We start from the raw sequence: 3,127 nt of genomic DNA on the forward strand, positions 1-3,127 counted from the left end.
AACGAGACGACGCCCGCGGCGAAGCCGGACTTCGGCTTGAGCGGAGCGGCGACCTGGACGGAGCTGAACGAGCGGTCGTAGGCCAGAATCCCGGCCGAGAGTTCGACGCCCTGCGACGGCTGGAACGGGGTCAAGGCCGGGTTGAAGTACGGGCTCGCCAGCCCCGACCGGTCGGCCGACTGAGCCGGGAGTGCGAGCGACCGCGCGCCCATGCCCATCCGAGCGAACACCCCAGCGCCCTGCGCCATCGAGGTCGGCACGGCGGCCAGTAGCACCGCAATCGTGCAGACGACCTCGAGGACGACGCACGTCCCCAACCCCCGGCCCCTAATCCCTATTCCCCTCATCATTGGATCACCAGGATGCGGCCGGAGGCCTGGGGGCTGCCGCCGTCGACGGTGTAGATGTACGCGCCGTTGGCCACGCGCAGGCCGCGGTCGCTCTGGCCGTCCCACAGCACCTCGTTCGGGCCGGCGGGCCGGCCGGGTGCCTCGAGGGTGCGGATCAGGTTCATCGCCACGTCGAAGATGCGGACCGTGATGTCGGCGCCGGCCTCGAGGTCGAGGCGAACGCGCAACAGACCGTCGCGTCCGGGCGCGCGCGGGTTGAACGGGTTGGGATAGGCGTAGACCTCGACGTCTCGGCCCTCGTCGTCCCCGGCGGACGGCGTCACGTTGGCGCGGAACAGCTCGAACGTGCGCCCGCCGTCGGTGCTGGTGAGCAAGCCGCCGTTGGTGCCGACCCACAGGCGGCCGGGCGTGGTCGCGACGGCGCGGGCACTGACGGGCTGGTCGATCAAGGTCTGGCCCTCAGCGTCGCGGTAGGCGCGCGTGATGCGCCACGTCGCACCGTCGTCGTCGGAGACGTAAAGCCCGTCGGCCGCCGCGACGTAGACCCGGTCCTCGCCGAACGCGATGTCTTCGGCGATCACGTTCAACAGAACAGTGTCGAAGATGGGCTGGCCGTTCTCGTCGTCCCCGCGCCACACGACCACGCCGGGTTGCTGCCCGACCGTCGAGAACGAGATGTTGTTCGACGGGACGAAGGTCGCTGCCCAGATGTGATTCCGGCCCTCGCGCTCCTGTTCTTCGAGGGCGAAGACCCAGGTGGAAGGAATCGTGCTCCCGACCGGACCGGTGACGTAGCGGACCCAGGCCGGGTCGTCGGCGCCGTCGACCTCGACGGAGCGGTTGAGGCCGTTGAGCGTGCCGGCCCAGATCGTCCCGGTCTCGTCCACCAAGACCGAGAAAGCCTCGAAGTTGGCCGCGCCCTGAGGAAAAACCGGCACGCTCTGATCTCCGACCTGGACGAAGTCGATCGGCTGGAAGCGATCCGGCGAATACAGGAAGTCGTAGGTCTCGCGCGGATCGAGGACGAGCAGCGAGTCCGGCGGGAGCACCAGTCGCGTCCACGTTCGGCCGCCGTCGACGCTACGCCGAAGCCCCGCTAGCCGATTCGCAGAGTAGATCGTGTCTCCACCTGCCGTCAGCGCCACGTCGACCGGCGTCGAGCCAGAGGCGAGCGTCGACGGCACAGAGGGCAACGTGGAGGCGCCGTAGGCGACCGTCGTGTCCGTGCTCTGATCGAGGGCGGGGAACCGGAAGTCGAACGTGTCGCCACCGTCGGTCGAAATGGCGAAGCCGGCGGCGGTGTCGGGCGGGTCCTCGGCATCGGCCGTGACGTCGTTGAACCCGAGTCCGACCACGACCACGTCGCCTTGGGCGTCGATCGTGAACGCTCGCGAGTCGACGGCCGTCGGCGGGTCGAACGCGGTCACGTTCGCGTCCTCGAGGGCGGGAATCGTGACGGTCCCGTCCGGCGCGACCTCGACGAGAACCGGCCCGGCGCGGAGCACGCCGTCTTCGGCATCGAGGACGGCCACGCCGTTGAGCGCGCCTTGGGGAAGCAGACGGATCTGCCCGCGTCCGGTCTCGATCGTCTGCGCCTCGAGGACGGGTGCGATTGCCAACAGGAGGCCCACGAAGAACGCTCTCATCGGACCGTGAAGGTGAAGGGCGCCGGGTCGCTCGCCGTCCCAGCCCGGTCAACGGCGACGACCTCGAGGGCGTAGGTGCCGGGCACGAATGACGAGTCGACGCGGACAGCGGCCGAGTACACGCCGTCGCCCAAGAGCGTGTCGGAGTCTCCCCCACTGTCGAATAGCTCTCCGATGAACCCGCCGCCATCGGGGACCTGGGCAAAGACGAGCGCGATGTTCTCACGGCCGTCGGGGTCAGTGACGGTCGCAGCGATGGGCACGGTTCGGATGGTGTCCCCGGTCGGACGGTCGACGGCCGCCGCGTCGGCGACGGTCACGGACGGCGGGCCGAGCGATGGGGCAGAAAACTGGAAGACGGACACGAGTTGGTCGCCGGCCCGGCCGTCGGCGCCCTCGGTCGAGACGCGGACGGTGTAGTCGCCGGTCGCACCGCGTGGCAATGTGAGCGGCACGTCGACGCGGAACGGGCCGGGCTCGACCTCGAGGGCGACCTCGGTGACCAGCGTGTCAGTGTTCACGGTTCGGCCGTCGACGAGCGCGTTGTAGGCGATGGTCTCGGCGTAGCGGACCACGACCAGGAGCTCGACCGCGCCCTCGGCCTCGAGGACGCCGGTGACGGCGAGCGGCACCGTGGCGGTCGCATCGGCAGACTCGAGGTCGAACGTGACGGGCGTGATCTCGGCCTCGGCGAACGACGGACGGCGGGTCTCGTCGTCGAATCCGGGGGCGGCGTCACACCCGGCGAGGGTGAGCGCGAGCAAGGCCACGACGGGCCGGAGGGCTACGGGCATAAACGGGAAAGCGGCGGCGTAGCGGTCCGGCGGGTCGGCGTCTCGAGGTGGCGAGCGCCCAACCTAGCCACGCGACGTGGGGGGCGGACGTGTTCGCAGGGTTTTGCCCAACGACGACTCGCCCTCGAGGACGGCTCGGCCTTGCCCTTAGGAGCATCGCCTGAAAACACGGGCGCCTCGGCAGTGCCACCCGCCGACCTCGAGAGCGCTACCCGCCGTACACCATGATCGGCCGGATCGAGAAGCACAGCGCGAAGATGACCAGGCAGAGGTAGCCGAGCGCTTTCCGCCCCGGCGTCAACGGCTCGCGGATCATTACGGGCGGATGGTCCACGCG

The 3,127-nt window shown here is 69.7% G+C and carries 2 protein-coding genes and 1 pseudogene; all 3 read right to left on the bottom strand.

What is annotated here, in order from left to right; translation table 11 throughout:
- A pseudogene (locus tag WBA11_RS07440) lies at nucleotides 1-275 on the bottom strand (hypothetical protein); the annotation flags it as partial.
- A 71-nt stretch (nucleotides 276-346) separates the two neighbouring features.
- Entirely contained in the window at nucleotides 347-1,996 is a 1,650-nt protein-coding gene (locus WBA11_RS07445; protein ID WP_424520066.1) for a FlgD immunoglobulin-like domain containing protein, read from the bottom strand.
- Entirely contained in the window at nucleotides 1,993-2,790 is a 798-nt protein-coding gene (locus tag WBA11_RS07450; protein ID WP_424520067.1) for a hypothetical protein, read from the bottom strand. The genes WBA11_RS07445 and WBA11_RS07450 overlap by 4 nt, the downstream gene beginning before the upstream one ends.
- Nucleotides 2,791-3,127: the final 337 nt, after the last annotated feature.

It is taken from the genome of Rubrivirga sp. (assembly GCF_049648075.1).
Taxonomy (GTDB): Bacteria; Bacteroidota; Rhodothermia; order Rhodothermales; family Rubricoccaceae; genus Rubrivirga.

Bases quoted from the DNA above. Each gene is read 5' to 3' on its own strand.
- WBA11_RS07445 (WP_424520066.1), bottom strand. From the start codon at position 1,996: ATGAGAGCGTTCTTCGTGGGCCTCCTGTTGGCAATCGCACCCGTCCTC.
- WBA11_RS07450 (WP_424520067.1), bottom strand. From the start codon at position 2,790: ATGCCCGTAGCCCTCCGGCCCGTCGTGGCCTTGCTCGCGCTCACCCTC.